Raw genomic sequence first — 17,727 nt, 5'->3', positions numbered from 1 at the left:
AACCCAGCTCTCGGCCGGTCCAGAGGCGGTCTGACCAGCAAGATTCACCTCGCCTGCGACGGCCGGGGCCGTCCCCTCGCCTTCGTGGTGACGGGCGGCAACACCAACGACTGCACCCGGTTCACCGCCGTGATGGAAGCGATCAGGGTGCCCCGGATCGGGCCGGGACGGCCCCGCGTCCGGCCCGATCACGTCCTGGGCGACAAGGGCTACAGCTCGAAGGCGATCCGCACCTGGCTCCGCCGCCGCGGCATCCCGCACACAATTCCCGAACGGGCCGACCAGATCCGCAACCGAGCCCGGCGGGGCAGCCGGGGAGGCCGCCCGCCAGCCTTCGACCGCGAGGCATACAAACACCGCAACGTCGTGGAACGGTGCTTCAACCGTTTGAAGCAGTGGCGCGGGATCGCTACCAGGTACGACAAGACCACTGAGTCTTACGAAGCAGCCGTCACCCTCGCCTCACTCCTGATGTGGGCGTGACATTTGACGACAGAACCTAGGGCGCACCACGCGAAGGCGGCGGTCCCCCTGCGGGGGCCGCCGCCTTTCTCAGTCCGTCAGCAGGTGCCGGCGGGCGCTCGTCGGCTCAGCTGAAGGAGTCGCCGCAGGCGCAGGAGCCGGTCGCGTTCGGGTTGTCGATCGTGAAGCCCTGCTTCTCGATGGTGTCGACGAAGTCGATGGAGGCGCCGCCCAGGTACGGGGCGCTCATGCGGTCGGTGACGACCTTGACACCGCCGAAGTCCTTGACGACGTCGCCGTCCAGGGAGCGCTCGTCGAAGAAGAGCTGGTAGCGCAGGCCGGAGCAGCCACCGGGCTGGACGGCGACACGCAGGGCCAGGTCATCACGGCCTTCCTGGTCGAGCAGGGCCTTGACCTTCGCCGCGGCGGCGTCGGACAGGATGATGCCGTCGGTGACGGTGCTGGTCTCGTCCGATACGGACATCTACATCTCTCCCGGGTTGTACGGAGACTGCTTGCCGAAGACTGCAACCGGCACTTGCGCGGATTCATTCCGCTCCGGGTGCGCGTTGTCGCGGTTTTTTCGTGTCGCTTCATGCTCGCACACGCCCCGGAAGGCGGACAGCGCCCCGGAAAGCCCCCGGGCGGGATTCACGTCACATGGACGTTATGGCCATCGTCAAAGTGACGTGAAGAGGTTATGATAGATAGCGTCAGTTAGACGAAAAGTAGAAAGGGTGTGTGTCGTGACCACCGCCCAGACCCCGGAGCTCGACGTGCAGCCGACTCCGCTCGCCCTGCTGCTGCTCGGCCGTGACGCCGACCCGAAGAGCGAGCGGGGCGTCGAGTGTCCCGGTGACCTGCCGTCGCCCTCCGACCCCGATCTGGTGGAGCGCGCCCGCGCCGCCAAGGAGAAGCTCGGCGACAAGGTCTTCGTGCTCGGCCACCACTACCAGCGCGACGAGGTCATCCAGTTCGCGGACGTCACGGGTGACTCCTTCAAGCTGGCCCGGGACGCGGCCGCGCGCCCGGAGGCCGAGTACATCGTCTTCTGCGGTGTGCACTTCATGGCCGAGTCGGCGGACATCCTGACCTCCGACGCCCAGAAGGTCGTCCTGCCCGACCTCGCGGCCGGCTGCTCCATGGCCGACATGGCCACGGCCGAGCAGGTCGCCGAGTGCTGGGACGTGCTCACCGAGGCGGGCATAGCCGACCAGGTGGTGCCCGTCTCGTACATGAACTCCTCGGCGGACATCAAGGCGTTCACCGGCAAGCACGGCGGCACCGTCTGCACCTCGTCCAACGCCAAGCGCGCCCTCGACTGGGCCTTCGAGCAGGGCGACAAGGTGCTGTTCCTGCCGGACCAGCACCTGGGCCGCAACACCGCCGTCCGGGACATGGGCATGTCCCTGGACGACTGCGTGGTCTACAACCCGCACAAGCCGGGCGGCGGGCTGACGGCGGAGCAGCTGCGCGCCGCCAAGATGATCCTGTGGCGCGGGCACTGCTCCGTGCACGGCCGGTTCAGCGTGGACTCGGTCGAGGACGTCCGCGCGCGCATCCCCGGCGTGAACGTCCTGGTGCACCCCGAGTGCAAGCACGAGGTCGTGGCCGCGGCGGACTACGTCGGCTCGACCGAGTACATCATCAAGGCCCTGGAGGCGGCCCCGGCCGGCTCGAAGTGGGCCATCGGCACCGAGCTGAACCTGGTCCGCCGCCTGGCGAACCGTTTCGCCCCCGAGGGCAAGGAGATCGTCTTCCTCGACAAGACGGTCTGCTTCTGCTCGACCATGAACCGCATCGACCTGCCCCATCTGGTCTGGACCCTGGAGTCGCTGGCCGAGGGCAACCTGGTCAACCGGATCGAGGTCGACAAGGAGACGGAGGCGTTCGCCAAGCTGGCGCTGGAGCGGATGCTGGCGCTGCCGTAGCGCGCGCGAAAGGGCCGGGTCCCGCAGGGGACCCGGCCCTTCGCCATGCCGTCACACGAGGACTGCCGCCGTCACAGGGAGGCTGCCGCCGTCACACGCCGGCCGGCTCCGGTGCCCGCTCCGGCTCCTGCTGCCGCTTCGCCGCCCGCTTCTTCGCCCGGCGCTCCTTGCGGAGCTCCAGCATCGCGTAGAGCGTCGGGACGAGGAGCAGGGTCAGCAGGGTCGAGGTGATCAGACCGCCGATGACGACCACGGCCAGCGGCTGGGCTATGAAGCCGCCCTCGCCGGTGACGCCCAGGGCCATCGGGAGCAGCGCGAAGATGGTCGCGAGCGCCGTCATCAGGATCGGGCGGAGCCGGTGCCGGCCGCCCTCGATCACGGCCTCCACCACACCGTGGCCCTGTGCCCGGTACTGGTTGATCAGGTCGATCAGCACGATCGCGTTGGTCACCACGATGCCAATCAGCATCAGCATGCCGATCATGGCGGGCACGCCCATCGGCGTACCGGTGGCGACCAGCAGGCCGATCGCGCCCGTCGCCGCGAACGGGACGGAGACCAGCAGGATCAGCGGCTGGGCCAGCGAGCGGAAGGTCGCGACCAGCAGCATGAAGACGATCGCGATCGCCGCCAGCATGGCCAGGCCCAGGTTCTTGAACGCGTCGTCCTGGTCGGAGCTGACACCGCCGATCTCGGCCGTGGCGCCCGCCGGGAGCTTCAGGGCCTTGATCTTCGACTGCAGCTTGGAGCTGACCGCGCCGGTGTTGTCACCCGTCGGCTTGGCGGTGATCGTCGCGGCGCGCCGGCCGTCGATCCGGGTCATCGACACCGGGCCGTCCACCAGCTTCACCGTGGCGATGTCGCCGAGCTTCACCGGGCCGAGGCGCAGGTTCTTCAGCTGGGCCAGCGTGGTCGCCGGCTTCGCCGAGCGCACGACGACATCCCGCTCGGTGTCGTCGAGGATCGCCTTGCCCGCCGTCGTCCCGCGCACGGCCTGGGCCACCGCGGCGCCCAGCTTCTGGTCGTCGAACCCGGCGGCAGCCGCCTCGGCGTTCGCCTTGACCGAGATCCGCGGCACGCTCTGCGAGAGGTCGCTGGTGACGTCCGTGACGTGGTCGAGGCCGGCCACCGTGGAGCGGACCTGCTCCGCCGCCGTCCGCAGCACCTGCCCGTCGGACGCCTTGACCACCACGCTCAGGTCCTGGCTGCCGAAGCCGTCGCCGGCCGACACGGTGGTGGTACCGGCGCCCTTCAGCTTCTTCAGGCCGTCCTCGAGGTGCTGCTGGACGTCGTCGTAGGACGCCGCGTCCGTCAGCATCACCTGGTAGCTGGCCTGGTTGGTGTCGGTGCCGCCGCCGAACGCCGCCATGAAGCCGGAGGAGCCGACGGTGACCTGGTAGTCCTTGACGCCCTTGGTGGAGGCGAGGAGCTTCTCGACCCGCTTGGCCTGCGCGTCGGTGGCCGCCAGGCTGGTGCCGGGCTTCAACTCCTGCTTGACGGTGAGGACTTCCTGCTCGCCCTGGTCGAAGAAGTTCGTCTTCAGCAGGCCGGACATGCCGAACGTGACCACCAGGACGACGATCGCGATCAGCACGCTGGTGAACCGGCGCCGGGTGGCGAACCGCAGGACGGGCACGTACGCGCGCTGCAGGCGGCTGTTCGCCTCCTTCTCCTCGGCCCTGCGGCGGGCCTCCGCCGCGTCCTCCGGGGTGCCCTTCGGTGCGCGCAGGAACCAGAACGACAGGACCGGTACGACCGTCAGCGAGACGAGGAGGGAGGCCAGCAGGGCCGCCGTCACCGTGATGCTGAACGAGCCGAACAGGGCGCCCACCATGCCGCCGACCAGGCCGATCGGCAGGAACACGGCGACCGTGGTGAGGGTGGAGGAGGTGACGGCGCCGGCCACCTCGCGCACCCCGGTGAGGATCGCCTCCTTGCGCTCCTCGCCGTAGCCGAGGTGCCGCTTGATGTTCTCCAGGACCACGATCGAGTCGTCGACGACCCGGCCGATGGCGATGGTCAGCGCGCCCAGCGTGAGCATGTTCAGCGACAGGCCGCGCGTCCACAGCACGAGCAGGGCGAGGACGACCGACAGCGGGATGGAGACGGCCGTGACCAGCGTGGAGCGGATCGAGGCCAGGAAGACCAGGATCACCAGGACCGCGAAGACCAGGCCGAGCGCGCCCTCCGTGGTCAGGCCCTTGATGGACTTGGACACGGCCGGTCCCTGGTCGCTGACGACCGTGAGCCGGGCACCGGAGCCGAGGTCCTTGCGCAGACCGGGCAGCTTGTCCTTGACCGCGTCCGAGATGGAGACCGCGCTGCCGTCGTGGTCCATGGTGACGTTGACGGCGAGGCTGGGCCTGCCGTCGGTGCGGGTGATGGAGTCGGCCGGGGCCGGGCGCTGCTCGACGGTGGCGACGTCGCCGAGGCGCACGGGCTTCTTCCCGGCCTCGCCGGTGACCATCAGGTCCTTGATCTGCTTCAGCGAGGTGAAGCCGCCGCCGACCTGGACGGTGCGGTTGGCGCCGTCCTCGTCGAAGGAGCCGGCCGGGACGGTCGCGCCGCCGGCCTGCAGGGCCTGGCCGAGGGCGGCGGCGGTGAGGCCGGCCCGCGCCAGCTTCGCGTCGTCGGGGGTGACGGCGACCTGGAGGTCACGCACGCCCATGACCTGGACGCGGCCGACGCCGTCGATGTCCTTCAGGGCCGGCACGACCGTCGTGTCGAGCTGGTCGGCGAGGGCCTGCTGGTCCTTCTGGGAGGTGACGGCGAGGACGACGGTCGGGATGTCGTCCGTGGAACCGGAGACGACCTGCGGGTCGACATCGTCCGGGAGCTGGTTGCCGGCCCGGTTCACGGCCTGCTGGACGTCGGCGACGATCTGCTGGGTGTCGTTGCCGTAGTCGAAGGACGCCATGATCACGGCGTTGCCCTCACTGGCGGTGGAGGTGACGCCGGTGACGCCGTCCACGGCCTGGAGGTTGTCCTCGATCGGCTCGATGACCTGCTTCTCGACCACATCGGGCGAGGCGCCCTGGTACGGCGCGATCACCGACACCATGGGCAGTTCGATGGTGGGCAGCAGCTGCTGCTTGATCTGGGGTATCGCGATCAGCCCGAAGGCGAGCGCGATGAGCGACACGAGCCCCACGAGGGCCCGTTGCGCGAGGCTGAATCGGGACAGCCAGGACATGGATCAGGGTCTCTCTTCTGTGAGCGGCAGAAGTGCTTCCGCTTCTGGGCACGGAAGAGTTCCGCGACGGAAGCGGCGGCGACGGGACGCACTGGTGAGCGCCCACCTCACCACCCTGAGCCATGCCGGACGCCCGGTCCGTAGGCCCCAGGTCCCGTTCCTTATCCGGCTCCTACTCCCCGCGCAGTACGCCCGGGTGGAGATCAGTCCATCCTCGGACGGACCAGTCCCGACTCGTACGCGATCACCACGAGCTGCGCCCTGTCCCGTGCGCCCAGCTTGGCCATGGCCCGGTTGACGTGCGTCTTCACCGTCAGCGGGCTGACCGCGAGACGCTCGGCGATCTCGTCGTTGGAGTGGCCGCCCGCCACCTGGACGAGGACCTCCCGCTCCCGGCCGGTGAGCGTGCCGAGCCGCTCGGAGCGTGCGGGGTCGGGGGCGTCGCCGCCGTCGCCCTGGGCGAGGAAGCGGGCGATCAGGCCCTTGGTCGCGACCGGGGACAGCAGCGCCTCGCCGCCGGCCGCGACCCGGATGGCGTTGAGCAGTTCCTCGGGCTCGCTGCCCTTGCCGAGGAAGCCGGAGGCGCCGGCGCGCAGGGCCTGGATGACGTAGTCGTCGACCTCGAAGGTGGTCAGGATGACCACGCGGACCCGCTCCAGCGCCGGGTCGGCGCTGATCTGCCGGGTGGCGGCGAGGCCGTCGGTGCCGGGCATCCGGATGTCCATGAGGACGACGTCGGGGACGTGCTCCCGGGCCAGCGAGAACGCCTCCGCGCCGTCGGATGCCTCCCCCACCACCTCCATGTCGGGCTCGGAGTCGACCAGCACCCGGAACGCGCTGCGCAGCAGCGCCTGGTCGTCCGCGAGCAGGACACGGATCGTCATACGGGTTCCCCCTGGGCCGTCGGCGTCTTGACCGGCAGGATCGCATGCACACGGAAGCCGCCGCCGTAGCGGGGTCCGGTGGTCAGGGTGCCGCCGACGGCGGTGACCCGCTCGCGCATGCCGAGCAGCCCGTGCCCGCCGCCGGCGTCCGGGCCGTCCCCCTGGGCGGCGGCCCCGCCCGCGCCGTCGTCGACCACGGTGACCTCCACGCTGCGCCCCACCCGGACGACGCTCACCTCGGCGCTGGCCGCGGCACCCGCGTGCTTGCGCACATTGGTCAGGGCCTCCTGGACGATCCGGTAGGCGGCCAGGTCGACGGCGGCGGGCAGTTCGGTGCCCTCGTCGGCGCGGGCCACGGCCACCGGCAGGCCCGCGCTGCGGAAGGTGTCGGCCAGCTCCTCCAGCCGGCTCAGGCCCGGGGCGGGCTCGGTGGGCGCCTCGGGGTCGCCGCTCTGGCGGAGCAGGCCGACCGTGGCCCGGAGTTCGTCGAGAGCGCTGCGACTGGCCTCGCGGACGTGCGCGAGGGCCTCCTTGGCCTGGTCGGGCCGCTTGTCCATGACGTGCGCCGCGACTCCGGCCTGCACGTTGACCAGGGCGATGTGATGGGCGACGACATCGTGCAGGTCCCGGGCGATGCGCAGCCGCTCCTCGGCGACCCGGCGGCGGGCCTCCTCCTCGCGGGTGCGTTCGGCGCGCTCCGCCCGGTCCCGGATGGCCTGGACGACCGCCCGGCGGCTGCGTACGGCGTCGCCCGCGGTGGCGCCGATACCGGTCCAGGCAAGGACGCCCAGGTTCTCCTGGGCGTACCAGGGCAGCGGCCCCGCGAGCATGGCGGCGGCCGTGAGCACGGTCATGGTGAGCAGGCCGAGCCGCCAGGTGGTGGCGCGGTCGGTGGTCGCGGCGACGGTGTACAGCGCGACCACGGCGGACATCGTGACCGGGGCGCGCGGGTCGCCGGTGACGCACTCGACCAGGGAGACCGTGCCGGTGACGGCGAGGACGGTGCGGGGGGTGCGGCGGCGGAAGACCAGGGCCGCCGCGCCGGCCAGCATGAGGACGAGGCTGAGGACGTCGGGGGTGCGCAGGCTCCAGGTGACGCCGTGCTGGTCGCGGGGCACGACGAGGGAGCCGGCGACCATGCAGACCAGCACGCCCGTCGCGAGGGCCGCGTCCAGCGCCAGCGGGTGGGCCTTGAGTCCGCACCGGGCACGTTCGAGGGTGCTCACAGAGGAACAGTACGGTTCCGGCACGGGACGGCGGCAAGACTCCGGGAGCGCGGGAGCCCCGGGCGCCTCCCCGAGGTGTTGGGCACACGGTCGATCTTCTGACAGTCCACGGTCACGCGCAGTTGGCCGGGCCTGCCCAGCCTTCCGACGGCATTCACACCCCCGCCGACGAAAGGCACCCCGTTGCGCCCCAGCCCCTCGCTCTGGTCCGCCGTCGCCCTCGCGCTGGTGTCGGCCACCGGCCTCGCCGGCTCCGCCCAGGCCGCCGGCCCCGGCACCCCCACGATCAAGCTGTCGGCCGCCTACCTGTCCGGCGCCGTCGGCAGCACCGGTGACCCCGCGGTCACCGTCACCGTCGCCCAGAGCGGCGCGGACGCCTCCGCACTGGCCGTCACCGCGACCAGGAGCAGCAGGAGCGGCGTGGCCGGCACCGCCGACGTACACGTCACCGGCACCGGCACCAGCCGCACCGTCGCCGTCACCGCGCACGCCCAGGGCTACGCCGACCTCACCCTGAAGGTGACCGGGCTGGGCGGCAAGACGGCCACCACGACCCTGCACTACGCGGCCTCCCCGGCGGTCCAGCACAGCGCCGACGCCCGCTATCTGACCGGCGCCTCGGACGCCTCGGCGGCCGTCGACGTCGGCGGCGGGTACCTCCTCGTCGCCAACGACGAGGACAACACCCTGCGCCTCTACGACGGTTCGGCCTCCGGCGCCCCGGTGCGCGGCTGGGACCTGGACGAAGCGCTCGGCGCCGGCAAGGAGGTCGACATCGAGGGCGCGGCCCGCGCCGGGAACACGATCTACTGGACGGGCTCGCTGGGCAACAACAAGGACGGCGAGTACAAGGCGGACCGCAACACCGTGTTCACCACGACCGTCACCGGGTCGGGCGCCGCCACCCAGCTGGCCTTCGGCACCGCCGGGCACCGGCTCCGCGACGACCTGGTGGCCTGGGACGAGGCGAACGGCGGCCGGTACGGCTTCGCCCGTGCCACGGCCGACGGGCAGGTCCCCAAGCAGATCGACGGCTTCAACGTCGAGGGGCTCGCCCTCGCCCCCGGTTCGGCCACGACCGCCTACGTCGGCTTCCGCGCGCCGCTGGTGCCGCCGCAGAACGGCGGCAAGGCGCTGATCGTGCCGGTCACCGACATCGACCAGGTGGCGCGCGGCGGCAAGGCGGCCTTCGGCACGCCGATCGAGCTGGACCTCGGCGGGCTCTCCGTCCGGGATCTGCGCCGCAACGACCAGGGCCAGTACCTGATCGTCGCCGGGTCCTGGGCGGCCGAGGACAACAGCGCCCCGTACGCCCTGTACTCCTGGGACGGGGTCGCCGGGCACCAGCCGGCGAAGGTGCTCGACCTGCCGACGGCGGACGCGGGCGGCTGGGAGTCCGTGGTGTCGGTGCCCGACCTGACCGCGGCCGGCGCCCGGGTGCAGCTGATCACCGACGACGGCGCCGCCGACCTCTACGGCGACGGCACCGAGGCGAAGGACCTCTCCCACCCGGAGTGGCAGAAGTCCCGCACCACCTGGTTCACCCTGGGCTGACCCGGGGGCCCGCCCGGGTCAGCCCGGGATCAGCCCGTCGTCGCCGAGCAGCTCCCGGACCTCCTCCAGCGTCGCGTCGGACGACGGCAGGATCAGATCCGAGGGTTCCAGCGCCTCGTCCGGCAGCGGGCTGCCGAGCCGGCGGACGGCTTCCAGGAGAGCGGTGAGCGTACGGCGGAAGCCCGCGTCGTCACCGCTCTCCATCTCGGCGAGCAGCTCGTCGTCCAGCGTGTTCAGCTCGGCGAGGTGGCTGTCGTCCAGCCTCGCCTGGCCCTCCCCCATGATCCGTACGATCACGTCGGCCTCCTGGCTCGGCCCCGGCCCCGGACTACTGCTTGTCGAAGCGCGGGGTGTCCTGCGGTTGCTGCTGGGCCTGCCCCTGACCGGCGCCGCCCTCGATGGCCTGCTGCGGGGAGCCCCCGGCCAGCTCGGCCTTCATGCGCTGCAGTTCCAGCTCTACATCCGTACCACCGGAGAGCCGGTCCAGCTCGGCCTGCAGGTCGTCCTTGTGCATGCCGGACTGGTCGTCGAGGGCGCCGGAGGCGAGCAGTTCGTCGATGGCGCCGGCCCGGGCCTGGAGCTGGGCGGTCTTGTCCTCGGCGCGCTGGATGGCCAGGCCGACGTCGCCCATCTCCTCGGAGATGCCGGAGAAGGCCTCGCCGATGCGGGTCTGGGCCTGGGCGGCGGTGTAGGTGGCCTTGATGGTCTCCTTCTTCGTACGGAAGGCGTCCACCTTGGCCTGGAGGCGCTGGGCCGCGAGGGTGAGCTTCTCCTCCTCGCCCTGGAGGGTCGCGTGCTGCGTCTCCAGGTCGGTGACCTGCTGCTGGAGGGCGGCACGGCGGGACAGCGCCTCACGGGCGAGGTCCTCGCGGCCGAGCGCGAGCGCCTTGCGGCCCTGGTCCTCCAGCTTGGAGGACTGCTGCTGCAGCTGGTTGAGCTGGAGTTCGAGGCGCTTGCGGCTGGTCGCCACGTCGGCGACACCGCGCCGCACCTTCTGGAGCAGCTCCAGCTGCTTCTGGTAGGAGTAATCGAGGGTCTCGCGCGGGTCCTCGGCCCGGTCAAGGGCCTTGTTCGCCTTCGCGCGGAAGATCATCCCCATACGCTTCATGACACCGCTCATGGGCTTCGCGCGCCCCCTTCTGACGGACTCCAGCTCACAGATCCTGCGACAGGACCCACAGTACGGGCCCTGCCTCCATTACCGCACTGTTCGCGGGGTGATGCGCTCATCCCCGAGGACGACTGCGGTCCGTACCGCTCCGGCGTAAGGAGTAGGTGATCCCACCGAAGGCTCCCCCGGAACGCCCCCGGAAGCCGCCCGTGTGTCCCCTCTGTCCCCTGTCTGTCCCCTCTGAAGACGTCCGGCGTTGCCGGATCGTTCCCCACCGGACTGGGGTCCATGCCGGTGCAGCCCGTACCCTTGGGTTTTGTGTTCCGTAGCCGTGCCAAGGAAGAGAAGGCCCCCGCCGACAAGGCGCAGGTGACCGACTCCAAGCAGACCCGTGACCCGCAGGCCCCCAAGGGCAGGCCCACGCCCAAGCGCAGTGAGGCCCAGTCCCAGCGCCGCAGCGTCGCCAACACGCCGACGACCCGCAAGGAGGCCGCGAAGCGCCAGCGCGAGGACCGGCGGCAGGCCCTGGAGCGCCAGCGCCAGGCGCTGGCCGGCGGCGACGAGCGCTATCTGCCGGCCCGTGACAGGGGCCCGGTCCGCCGCTTCGCCCGCAACTGGACGGACTCGCGGTTCAACGTGGCGGAGTTCTTCCTGCCGCTCGCCGTGGTCATCCTGGTGCTCAGCGTGGTGCGGGTGCCCGCGATCCAGAGCATCGCGCTGCTGCTGTGGCTGATCGTGATCGTGCTCATCGTGCTGGACGCGGCGTTCAGCGGCTTCCGTCTGAAGAAGCGGCTCAAGGAGCGCTTCCCGGACGAGAACACCCGCGGCGCCGTCGCCTACGCGCTGATGCGGTCCCTGCAGATGCGCCGGCTTCGCCTGCCGAAGCCGCAGGTCAAGCGCGGAGAGCGGCCCTGAGCGCTGACGCTTTCACCGGGGGCGCGGCCGATGCCTGGCTGACCAAGCTGGGCGGCCTGCGGGATGTCGTACGCCAGGAACTGGTGGCCCGGCAGCTGGACGAGCAGATAGCCGGGCGGTTCCCGGTCGGACAGCGGCTGCGGGTGCTCGACGTGGGCATGGGCCAGGGCACGCAGGCGCTGCGGCTGGCCCGGCTCGGCCACCAGGTGACCGGGGTCGAGCAGGACACCACGATGATCACCGCTGCCCGCGAGGCCGTGGCCCGCGAGCCCGAGGGCATCCGGGAGCGGGTCCGCCTGGTGCAGGGCGACGGGCGGGACACCGGTGTGCACTTCCTGCCGGGCAGCTTCGACGTCGTGCTGTGCCACGGCGTCCTGATGTACGTCGAGGAGCCCGATCCGCTGGTGGCGGGCCTGGCCCGGATGCTGGCGCCGGGCGGTCTGCTCTCCCTGCTCGTCCGCAACGGCGACGCGCTCGCCATGCGGCCGGGCCTGGGCGGCGACTGGTCGTCGGCCCTGTCCGCCTTCGACACCACCGCCTATCGCAACCGGCTCGGCCTGGACGTCCGGGCCGACCGGCTGTCCTCCCTCGCGGCCACGCTCGACGGCATCGCCGCCCCGCTGCACGCCTGGTACGGCGTCCGGGTCTTCACGGACACGGCGGCGGACGACGCGGCGGTCCCGGCCGACCTGGAGACGCTGCTCGCGGTGGAGGAGCGCGCCGGGCGCACGGATCCCTACCGCGGGGTGGCGGCGCTGCTGCATCTGTGCGGAGTACGCGGCTGAGCTGTTCGGGGGAACAGCGAGGGCCGCACGATCGCGGTGCCGTGAGACTCGGCGTATGGATGTTTTCCGTACCCGTGCCCGCCGGACGGCCGCTTCCGCCGCCGTGCTGGTGTGCTGCGCGGCCCTCGCCTCCGGCTGCACCGTCCCCGTCGCCGAGGCCGGGCTCACCCCGGTGACCGCCCGGACGGCGCAGCCGACCGCAGCAAGCGACCTGCAGAGCCAGTACCAGCGGGTCATCAAGGAGGTCCTGCCGTCGGTCGTGCAGATCCAGGCGAGCCACGACCTGGGCTCCGGCGTGGTGTACGACGACAAGGGGCACATCGTCACCAACGCGCACGTGGTCGGCTCGGAGAAGACCTTCCTGGTGACCACGGCCAGCAGCGAGCAGCCGCTCACCGCCAGCCTGGTCTTCTCCTATCCCGAGCAGGACCTCGCCGTGATCCGCCTCGACAAGGTGCCGGCCGGGCTGAAGCCGGCGGTGTTCGGGAGTTCGGAGAAGGTGGAGGTCGGCCAGATCGTGCTGGCCATGGGGTCGCCGCTGGGGCTGTCGTCCAGCGTGACGCAGGGCATCGTCTCGGCGACCGGACGGACCGTCAGCGAGGGCAGCACGGGCGGCGGTACGGGCGCGACGATCGCGAACATGGTGCAGACGTCGGCCGCGATCAACCCCGGCAACAGCGGCGGCGCGCTGGTCGGCCTCGACGGGCAGGTGATCGGCATCCCGACGCTCGCCGCCGCCGACCCGAGCCTCGGGGGCAGCGCGGCGCCCGGCATCGGGTTCGCGATCCCGGTGTCGATGGTGCGGACGATCGCCGACCAGATCATCAAGGACGGCAAGGTCGTCGACTCCGGGCGGGCGGCGCTCGACATCACGGCGCGGACGGTCGTGGACAGCCGCTATCAGCCGATCGGGGTGGCGGTGGTGAGCGTACGGGCCGGCGGTGCGGCCGACGCCGCCGGCCTGCGCCCCAATGACATCGTCACCAGACTGGGCGAAGAGCCCATCACCACCATCACCTCGCTCTCCGAGGCGCTGGCGGCTCAGAAGCCGGGCCAGCGCACGAAGGTGACCTACGAGCGGGACGGCGTCGAGAAGACGGTCGAGGTGACGCTGGGCGAGCAGTGAGCGGCGGCAGGCGGTGAGCAGTGAGGAGGGCGGCCCTCCTCACTGCGCCTCCGCTCGGGTCACGCGTCGGCGTGCAGGCTCATCGGCCCGTAGATCTCGGTGGTCTCCTCGAACAGGCGTACCTGATCGGCCCCGCCCTCCTGCAGGGCCTTCCAGTTCTCGCCGATCCAGGACTCGGCGTCTCCCTGGGTGGTGAACTCCTCGGGCTGCACCGCCGGCTGGACCTCCGTCCCGTCGGTCTTCTCGAACCGCCACATCCATGCCGTCATGTGGGCCTCCTTTGATCCAACTCCTGCCCCGGAAGCCTAGCCGGAAGCGCAAGACCCGCCCGGACAGGCGAAAATCGGTCCCGTGGAAGTGACTCTGCTCGGTACCGGTGCTCCCGCGGGGCTGCCCCGCCCCGACTGTCCTTGTGCCGTCTGCGCGACCGCGCTCGGCCCCGACGCGCGGGCGGCGACCGCGGTGCTCGTGGACGGGACGCTGCTGCTCGATCTGACGCCGGGCGCGGCGTTCGCCGCGGCGCGTGCCGGGCACTCGCTGGGCGGGGTCCGGCAGGTGCTGCTGTCGCATCCGCACGACGGCCCGGCCGTGGAGGTGCCGGCCGGGCTTCCGCAGCCCGGCCGGGTGCCGGACGGGCGGGAGTTGGCGCTGCTGACGGGGCATCGGGTGCGGGCCGTGGCGATGGACGCGGGCGGCACCGGGTACGCGGTGACCGGTCCTGACGGGCAGCGGCTGCTGTATCTGCCGCCGGGCGGGGCGCCGGCCGGTCTTGAGGAGGCGACGGCGCAGTCGTACGACATGCTCCTCGCGGACGTCGTGGGCCGCCCCGACGCGCTGGCCCGGCTGCGCGCGGTCGGCTCGGTCGGCCCCACCACGGACGTCCTCGCCGTCCACCTGGACCACGACGTGCCGCCCGGCCCGGAGTTGCGGCGCCGGCTCGCGGCGGCGGGGGCGCGGGCGGTGCCGGACGGGACGACGCTGGTGGTCGGCGCGTACGAGGACGTGCCGGACGTGCCGCGCCGGACGCTGGTGCTCGGCGGGGCCCGCTCGGGCAAGTCGGTGGAGGCGGAGCGGCGCCTGGAGGCCTTCCCTGACGTGCTGTACGTGGCGACGGGCGGCACCCGCGGCGGGGACACCGAGTGGGCGGCCCGGGTGGCCGTGCACCGGGAGCGCCGGCCCGGTTCGTGGCGTACGACGGAGACGACCGACCTGCTGCCGCTGCTGGCCGGGGACGGCCCGCCGCTGCTGATCGACTGTCTGTCGCTGTGGCTGACGGACGTGATGGACTCCGTCGGGGCGTGGGACGACGCGGAGTGGGCGGGCGGCGGCGAGAAGGCGCTGCGGGAGCGGGTGCGGGAGCTGACGTCGGCGGTCCGCGCCACGCGCCGGACCGTGGTGGCGGTGTCCAACGAGGTCGGCTCGGGCATCGTCCCGGCGACCGCCTCCGGCCGCCGGTACCGCGACGAACTGGGCCGCCTGAACGCGGCGTTCGCCGACGAGTGCGAACAGGTCCTGCTGATCGTGGCGGGCCAGGCGCTGGTGCTGCGGGGCTGAGGGGCCGAGGGGGCGGCCCGCCCGGGGCTATCCGGGCGGGCCGCCCTTGCGCACCACGACCCGGTAGGCGTTGGAGAACGGGGAGCGGCGCAGCAGGGGGGCCAGGAGGCGGTCCAGGGCCGTGGCAAGGGCCTGTGCGGGGGCCGCCGCCAGCTGGGCGGCCGGGTGGGCGTGGGCCAGCGTCAGGGCGACGGCCGCCGACAGGTCGTAGGGGATGTGCGGGGTCGTACGGTCCGTCACGAGGACGGTGCAGCCGAGGGCCTCGAGCTCCGTGCGGAGGTTGGCGAGCGGCACCAGGTGCAGATGGCGCGGCTGGCCGTACGGGAGCCACCGCTTGCCGAGCAGGGCGGCGAACGCGCAGCGCGGGTCGGGGACTTCGACGACCAGGTGGCCGCCCGGGCGCAGGACGGTCAGCGCGGCGCGGAGTTCGGCGCGCGGGTCGGGGGTGTGCGCCAGGTGGTCGAACATGGTGACCACGTCGTAGCGGGCGCGCAGCCGGGCCGCCATGCCGGGGGTCGTCAGATAGCCGCGGTGCGCCTCCTCCACGCGGCCCTCGAGGAACGCCTGCTCCACCCGTGCCGTCGGGTCGAGACCGTCGAAACTGGTGTAGGGGAAGAACTCCTTCGCCGCCTCGGGAAAGCGGGCGTGGCCCGTGCCGACGTCGAGCCAGCTCTCCGGTTCGCGCAGCGCCGAGAGCCGCCAGGCGGTGGCGCGGTGCCGTCTGCGCACGGCCTGGTCGGGCAGGACGCTGGCGGCGAACCGGTCCAGCTGCCGCTCGTAGAAGTCCCGGTGGAAGAAGGCGAGTCCCTCCGCGGTGAGCCGGGGGTTCTGGAAGATGTGCGCGCAGTCGCGGCACCGGTCGACGGCGAACGTGCCCGCTCGGTGGCGCAGCGGGTCCGGCGCCCGCAGCCGGGTGCGCAGGCTCCGGGAACCGCACCAGGGGCAGTCCTCGCGGCGCGGTTCGAGGAAGGGGTCGTGGGGGGCGGTGAACTGCGGGGTGAGGGGCGAGGTCGGCATGGGCGGCTCCCTGTGCGACATTCCGCGGCAAACCGGAACGTATGGGATACCGGTCAGAGGTGCAAAGACCATGGCGGGGTGTGGTGGCCATGTGGCGCGGGAGTGTTCGTACACGGGCGGTACTGTTCGGCGAATGAGCAGCCTTAATCTGGACGACTTCACCGATCTGATCGAGCGCCCGGACGGGGGCGTGCGCCGTGACGCCGAAGCCCGGCGGGAGCGTCAGATCGTGCCGCCCGGGGCGCTGGGCCGCCTCGATGAGCTGGGCGAATGGCTGGCCGCCGCGCGGGGCGAGGTGCCGGTGCGGCCGGTCGAACGGCCGCGCGTCGTGCTGTTCGCCGGCGACCACGGCATCGCCTCCCTGGGCGTCTCGGCGCGGCCGGCGGGCGGCGCGCAGCAGCTGGTGCGGGCGGTGCTGGAGGGCGGCAGTGCGGTGGCCGTGCTCGCGCGCCGGCTCCAGGTGCCGGTCCGGGTCGTGGACATGGCTCTGGACTGCGCGCCGGACGCCTTCCCGAAGGACGTGTCGCGGCACCGGGTGCGGCGGGGCAGCGGCCGTATCGACATCGAGGACGCGCTCACCCCGGAGGAGGCCGAGACGGCGCTGCGGGCGGGTGTCGCGATCGCCGACGAGGAGGCCGACTCGGGGACCGACCTGGTGGTGCTCGGTGATGTCAGCGTCGGCGGGACCACGGCGGCGGCGGTGCTGATCGCCGCGCTGTGCGGCACCGACGCGTCCGTGGTGACCGGGCGGGGCGGGCTCGCGATCGACGACCTGGCCTGGATGCGCAAGTGCGCGGCGATCCGGGACGCGCTGCGGCGGGCCCGGCCGGTGCTCGGGGACCAGCTGCACCTGCTGGCGGCCGTGGGCGGGGCGGACCTTGCGGCGATGACCGGGTTCCTGCTGCAGTGCGCGGTACGGAAGGTTCCGGTGATCCTCGACGGGGTCGTGGCCGCCGCGTGCGCGCTGGTCGCCCAGCGGGTCGCGTTCCGGGCGCCGGACTGGTGGCTGGCCGGGCACGACAGCGGGGAGCCCGGGCAGGCGAAGGCGCTGGACCGGATGGCCCTCGAACCACTGCTGGAGCAGGGCGTGAAGGTCGGCGAGGGCGTGGGCGCGCTGCTGGCCCTGCCCCTGGTCACGGCCGCGGCCGCCCTCGCCGCCGAGCTCCCCGAACACGAGCCGGAAGAGCCCGCCGGGGAGGGCGCCGCGGACGACACGGAGGCGGAGCCGGCGTAACCGACTCCGGCAGCTTGACCACGTCACGGGGCGCCACCCCGTGGGGCCTGGGTGCGGAGGGCGCCATCGTCGCGGACGGCGCCATCAGCGCGGAGGACGCCGCCATCGCGGGTGACACCGCCATCGCGGGTGGCGCCACCGTCACGGCCGGTGCCGACCCGGCCCGGGTGTCGCCCCGGCCCGGGTGCCACCCCGCGGTCCGGTGCCGACCTGCGCGATCTCGCCCCGAGCACCCCGCACAGGCCCGGCCGGGCACCGCCGTCACGGACGGCCGCCGCCGCACGGCAGACGCCGCAAGGCAGACGCCGCACGGCCAGACGCCGCACGGCCAGACGCCGCACGGGTAGATGCCATGCCGCCGGGCGCCCTCCGGCCCGAAAAACGGGCGCCGGCTCGGCCGGCGCCCCGCGGCGGGTGTGGTCCCGTCCAGCGGCGTGCGCCGAGTGCCGTCCCGGCCCAGCGCCTCACGGCGACCCGGCGGAGAGCCAAGCACCGTCCTGACCTGGCCCGTCTTGGCCCGGCACCATCCCGGCCCGACACCACCCTGGCCCGGCACCACCCTGGCCGGCCGGGAAGCCGGTGCCGGCTCGGCCGGGCCAAGGCGCCGGCCTCGGCGAGCAGCCGTCGCGCCAGGCATCGCCCCGGGCGGGCAGCGGTGCGGGCGAGCGAGCCTTGGTCCAGGCGGGCAGCGGTCCGGGCGAGCGCCGGGGTGTCTGTCGGGGCGGTGCCCGTCGG

Annotated in this window: 17 protein-coding genes; 9 read left to right on the top strand and 8 right to left on the bottom strand. The window is 72.6% G+C overall.

What is annotated here, in order from left to right:
- Positions 1 to 483, top strand: a 483-nt coding sequence (locus tag ACF073_RS15145) for an IS5 family transposase (protein WP_392069965.1), incomplete at its 5' end; no start/stop codon positions are given.
- A 106-nt stretch (positions 484 to 589) separates the two neighbouring features.
- Here ACF073_RS15145 and ACF073_RS15140 read toward each other — a convergent pair.
- A complete protein-coding gene (locus ACF073_RS15140) occupies positions 590 to 946 on the bottom strand; it encodes an iron-sulfur cluster assembly accessory protein (protein WP_030582488.1) in 357 nt (118 codons plus the stop codon).
- A gap of 262 nt (positions 947 to 1,208) precedes the next feature.
- On the opposite strand from ACF073_RS15140, the gene nadA reads away from it, so the two are divergent.
- Positions 1,209 to 2,393, top strand: coding sequence for a quinolinate synthase NadA (gene nadA / locus ACF073_RS15135; protein WP_392069963.1), 1,185 nt, complete (start codon positions 1,209 to 1,211; stop codon positions 2,391 to 2,393).
- Positions 2,394 to 2,484: 91 nt separating this feature from the next.
- Here nadA and ACF073_RS15130 read toward each other — a convergent pair whose 3' ends face one another.
- From ACF073_RS15130 to ACF073_RS15120, 3 genes are all read right to left on the bottom strand, one after another.
- On the bottom strand, positions 2,485 to 5,586 hold the full coding sequence (locus ACF073_RS15130) for an efflux RND transporter permease subunit (protein ID WP_392069961.1): 3,102 nt from the start codon (positions 5,584 to 5,586) through the stop codon (positions 2,485 to 2,487).
- A gap of 203 nt (positions 5,587 to 5,789) precedes the next feature.
- The gene (locus ACF073_RS15125; RefSeq protein WP_392069959.1) at positions 5,790 to 6,470 is read right to left on the bottom strand and encodes a response regulator; all 681 of its coding nucleotides are present in this window, start codon (positions 6,468 to 6,470) and stop codon (positions 5,790 to 5,792) included.
- Positions 6,467 to 7,696 carry a sensor histidine kinase gene (locus tag ACF073_RS15120; RefSeq protein ID WP_392069958.1) on the bottom strand — a complete coding sequence of 410 codons (1,230 nt, stop codon included), beginning with the start codon at positions 7,694 to 7,696 and terminating at the stop codon, positions 6,467 to 6,469. The genes ACF073_RS15125 and ACF073_RS15120 overlap by 4 nt, the downstream gene beginning before the upstream one ends.
- A gap of 183 nt (positions 7,697 to 7,879) precedes the next feature.
- Here ACF073_RS15120 and ACF073_RS15115 point away from each other — a divergent pair, with 183 nt between their 5' ends.
- Positions 7,880 to 9,250, top strand: a complete 1,371-nt coding sequence (locus tag ACF073_RS15115) for a DUF3616 domain-containing protein (RefSeq protein WP_392069956.1) — start codon at positions 7,880 to 7,882, stop codon at positions 9,248 to 9,250.
- Between the two features lie 18 nt (positions 9,251 to 9,268).
- Here ACF073_RS15115 and ACF073_RS15110 read toward each other — a convergent pair whose 3' ends face one another.
- Positions 9,269 to 9,547 carry a hypothetical protein gene (locus tag ACF073_RS15110; protein ID WP_392069955.1) on the bottom strand — a complete coding sequence of 93 codons (279 nt, stop codon included), beginning with the start codon at positions 9,545 to 9,547 and terminating at the stop codon, positions 9,269 to 9,271.
- A gap of 31 nt (positions 9,548 to 9,578) precedes the next feature.
- The gene (locus ACF073_RS15105; RefSeq protein WP_392069953.1) at positions 9,579 to 10,358 is read right to left on the bottom strand and encodes a PspA/IM30 family protein; all 780 of its coding nucleotides are present in this window, start codon (positions 10,356 to 10,358) and stop codon (positions 9,579 to 9,581) included.
- Positions 10,359 to 10,679: 321 nt separating this feature from the next.
- Between ACF073_RS15105 and ACF073_RS15100 the strand changes: the two genes are divergently transcribed.
- From ACF073_RS15100 to ACF073_RS15090, 3 genes are all read left to right on the top strand, one after another.
- Positions 10,680 to 11,276, top strand: coding sequence for a DUF3043 domain-containing protein (locus ACF073_RS15100; protein ID WP_392069951.1), 597 nt, complete (start codon positions 10,680 to 10,682; stop codon positions 11,274 to 11,276).
- Between the two features lie 83 nt (positions 11,277 to 11,359).
- Positions 11,360 to 12,061: a class I SAM-dependent methyltransferase gene (locus tag ACF073_RS15095; protein WP_392069949.1), complete on the top strand. Its 702-nt coding sequence runs from the start codon at positions 11,360 to 11,362 to the stop codon at positions 12,059 to 12,061.
- A gap of 55 nt (positions 12,062 to 12,116) precedes the next feature.
- Positions 12,117 to 13,187 carry a S1C family serine protease gene (locus ACF073_RS15090; RefSeq protein ID WP_392069947.1) on the top strand — a complete coding sequence of 357 codons (1,071 nt, stop codon included), beginning with the start codon at positions 12,117 to 12,119 and terminating at the stop codon, positions 13,185 to 13,187.
- Between the two features lie 59 nt (positions 13,188 to 13,246).
- Here ACF073_RS15090 and ACF073_RS15085 read toward each other — a convergent pair whose 3' ends face one another.
- Entirely contained in the window at positions 13,247 to 13,456 is a 210-nt protein-coding gene (locus ACF073_RS15085; protein WP_392069945.1) for a hypothetical protein, read from the bottom strand.
- Positions 13,457 to 13,538: 82 nt separating this feature from the next.
- Here ACF073_RS15085 and ACF073_RS15080 point away from each other — a divergent pair, with 82 nt between their 5' ends.
- Complete coding sequence (locus tag ACF073_RS15080; protein ID WP_392069943.1) at positions 13,539 to 14,741, top strand: bifunctional adenosylcobinamide kinase/adenosylcobinamide-phosphate guanylyltransferase; 1,203 nt, start codon at positions 13,539 to 13,541, stop codon at positions 14,739 to 14,741.
- Between the two features lie 27 nt (positions 14,742 to 14,768).
- On the opposite strand, the gene ACF073_RS15075 is transcribed toward ACF073_RS15080, so the two are convergent.
- The gene (locus tag ACF073_RS15075; RefSeq protein ID WP_392069941.1) at positions 14,769 to 15,758 is read right to left on the bottom strand and encodes a class I SAM-dependent methyltransferase; all 990 of its coding nucleotides are present in this window, start codon (positions 15,756 to 15,758) and stop codon (positions 14,769 to 14,771) included.
- A 133-nt stretch (positions 15,759 to 15,891) separates the two neighbouring features.
- On the opposite strand from ACF073_RS15075, the gene cobT reads away from it, so the two are divergent.
- Both cobT and ACF073_RS15065 read left to right on the top strand, forming a co-directional pair.
- The gene (gene cobT, locus ACF073_RS15070) at positions 15,892 to 16,992 is read left to right on the top strand and encodes a nicotinate-nucleotide--dimethylbenzimidazole phosphoribosyltransferase (RefSeq protein ID WP_392069940.1); all 1,101 of its coding nucleotides are present in this window, start codon (positions 15,892 to 15,894) and stop codon (positions 16,990 to 16,992) included.
- Positions 16,993 to 17,006: 14 nt separating this feature from the next.
- A complete protein-coding gene (locus ACF073_RS15065; RefSeq protein ID WP_392069938.1) occupies positions 17,007 to 17,339 on the top strand; it encodes a hypothetical protein in 333 nt (110 codons plus the stop codon).
- Positions 17,340 to 17,727: the final 388 nt, after the last annotated feature.

It is taken from the genome of Streptomyces sp. NPDC015171 (assembly GCF_043079545.1).
GTDB lineage: Bacteria > Actinomycetota > Actinomycetes > Streptomycetales > Streptomycetaceae > Streptomyces.
The sequence above is the reverse complement of the archived record's forward strand: the minus strand, read 5'-3'. Positions and strand labels throughout refer to the sequence as shown.

Coding starts and splice junctions, on each gene's coding strand:
- ACF073_RS15140 (WP_030582488.1), bottom strand. CDS start 946: ATGTCCGTATCGGACGAGACCAGCACCGTCACCGACGGCATCATCCTG.
- ACF073_RS15130 (WP_392069961.1), bottom strand. CDS start 5,586: ATGTCCTGGCTGTCCCGATTCAGCCTCGCGCAACGGGCCCTCGTGGGG.
- ACF073_RS15125 (WP_392069959.1), bottom strand. CDS start 6,470: ATGACGATCCGTGTCCTGCTCGCGGACGACCAGGCGCTGCTGCGCAGC.
- ACF073_RS15105 (WP_392069953.1), bottom strand. CDS start 10,358: ATGAAGCGTATGGGGATGATCTTCCGCGCGAAGGCGAACAAGGCCCTT.
- ACF073_RS15090 (WP_392069947.1), top strand. CDS start 12,117: ATGGATGTTTTCCGTACCCGTGCCCGCCGGACGGCCGCTTCCGCCGCC.
- ACF073_RS15085 (WP_392069945.1), bottom strand. CDS start 13,456: ATGACGGCATGGATGTGGCGGTTCGAGAAGACCGACGGGACGGAGGTC.
- ACF073_RS15075 (WP_392069941.1), bottom strand. CDS start 15,758: ATGCCGACCTCGCCCCTCACCCCGCAGTTCACCGCCCCCCACGACCCC.
- cobT (WP_392069940.1), top strand. CDS start 15,892: ATGAGCAGCCTTAATCTGGACGACTTCACCGATCTGATCGAGCGCCCG.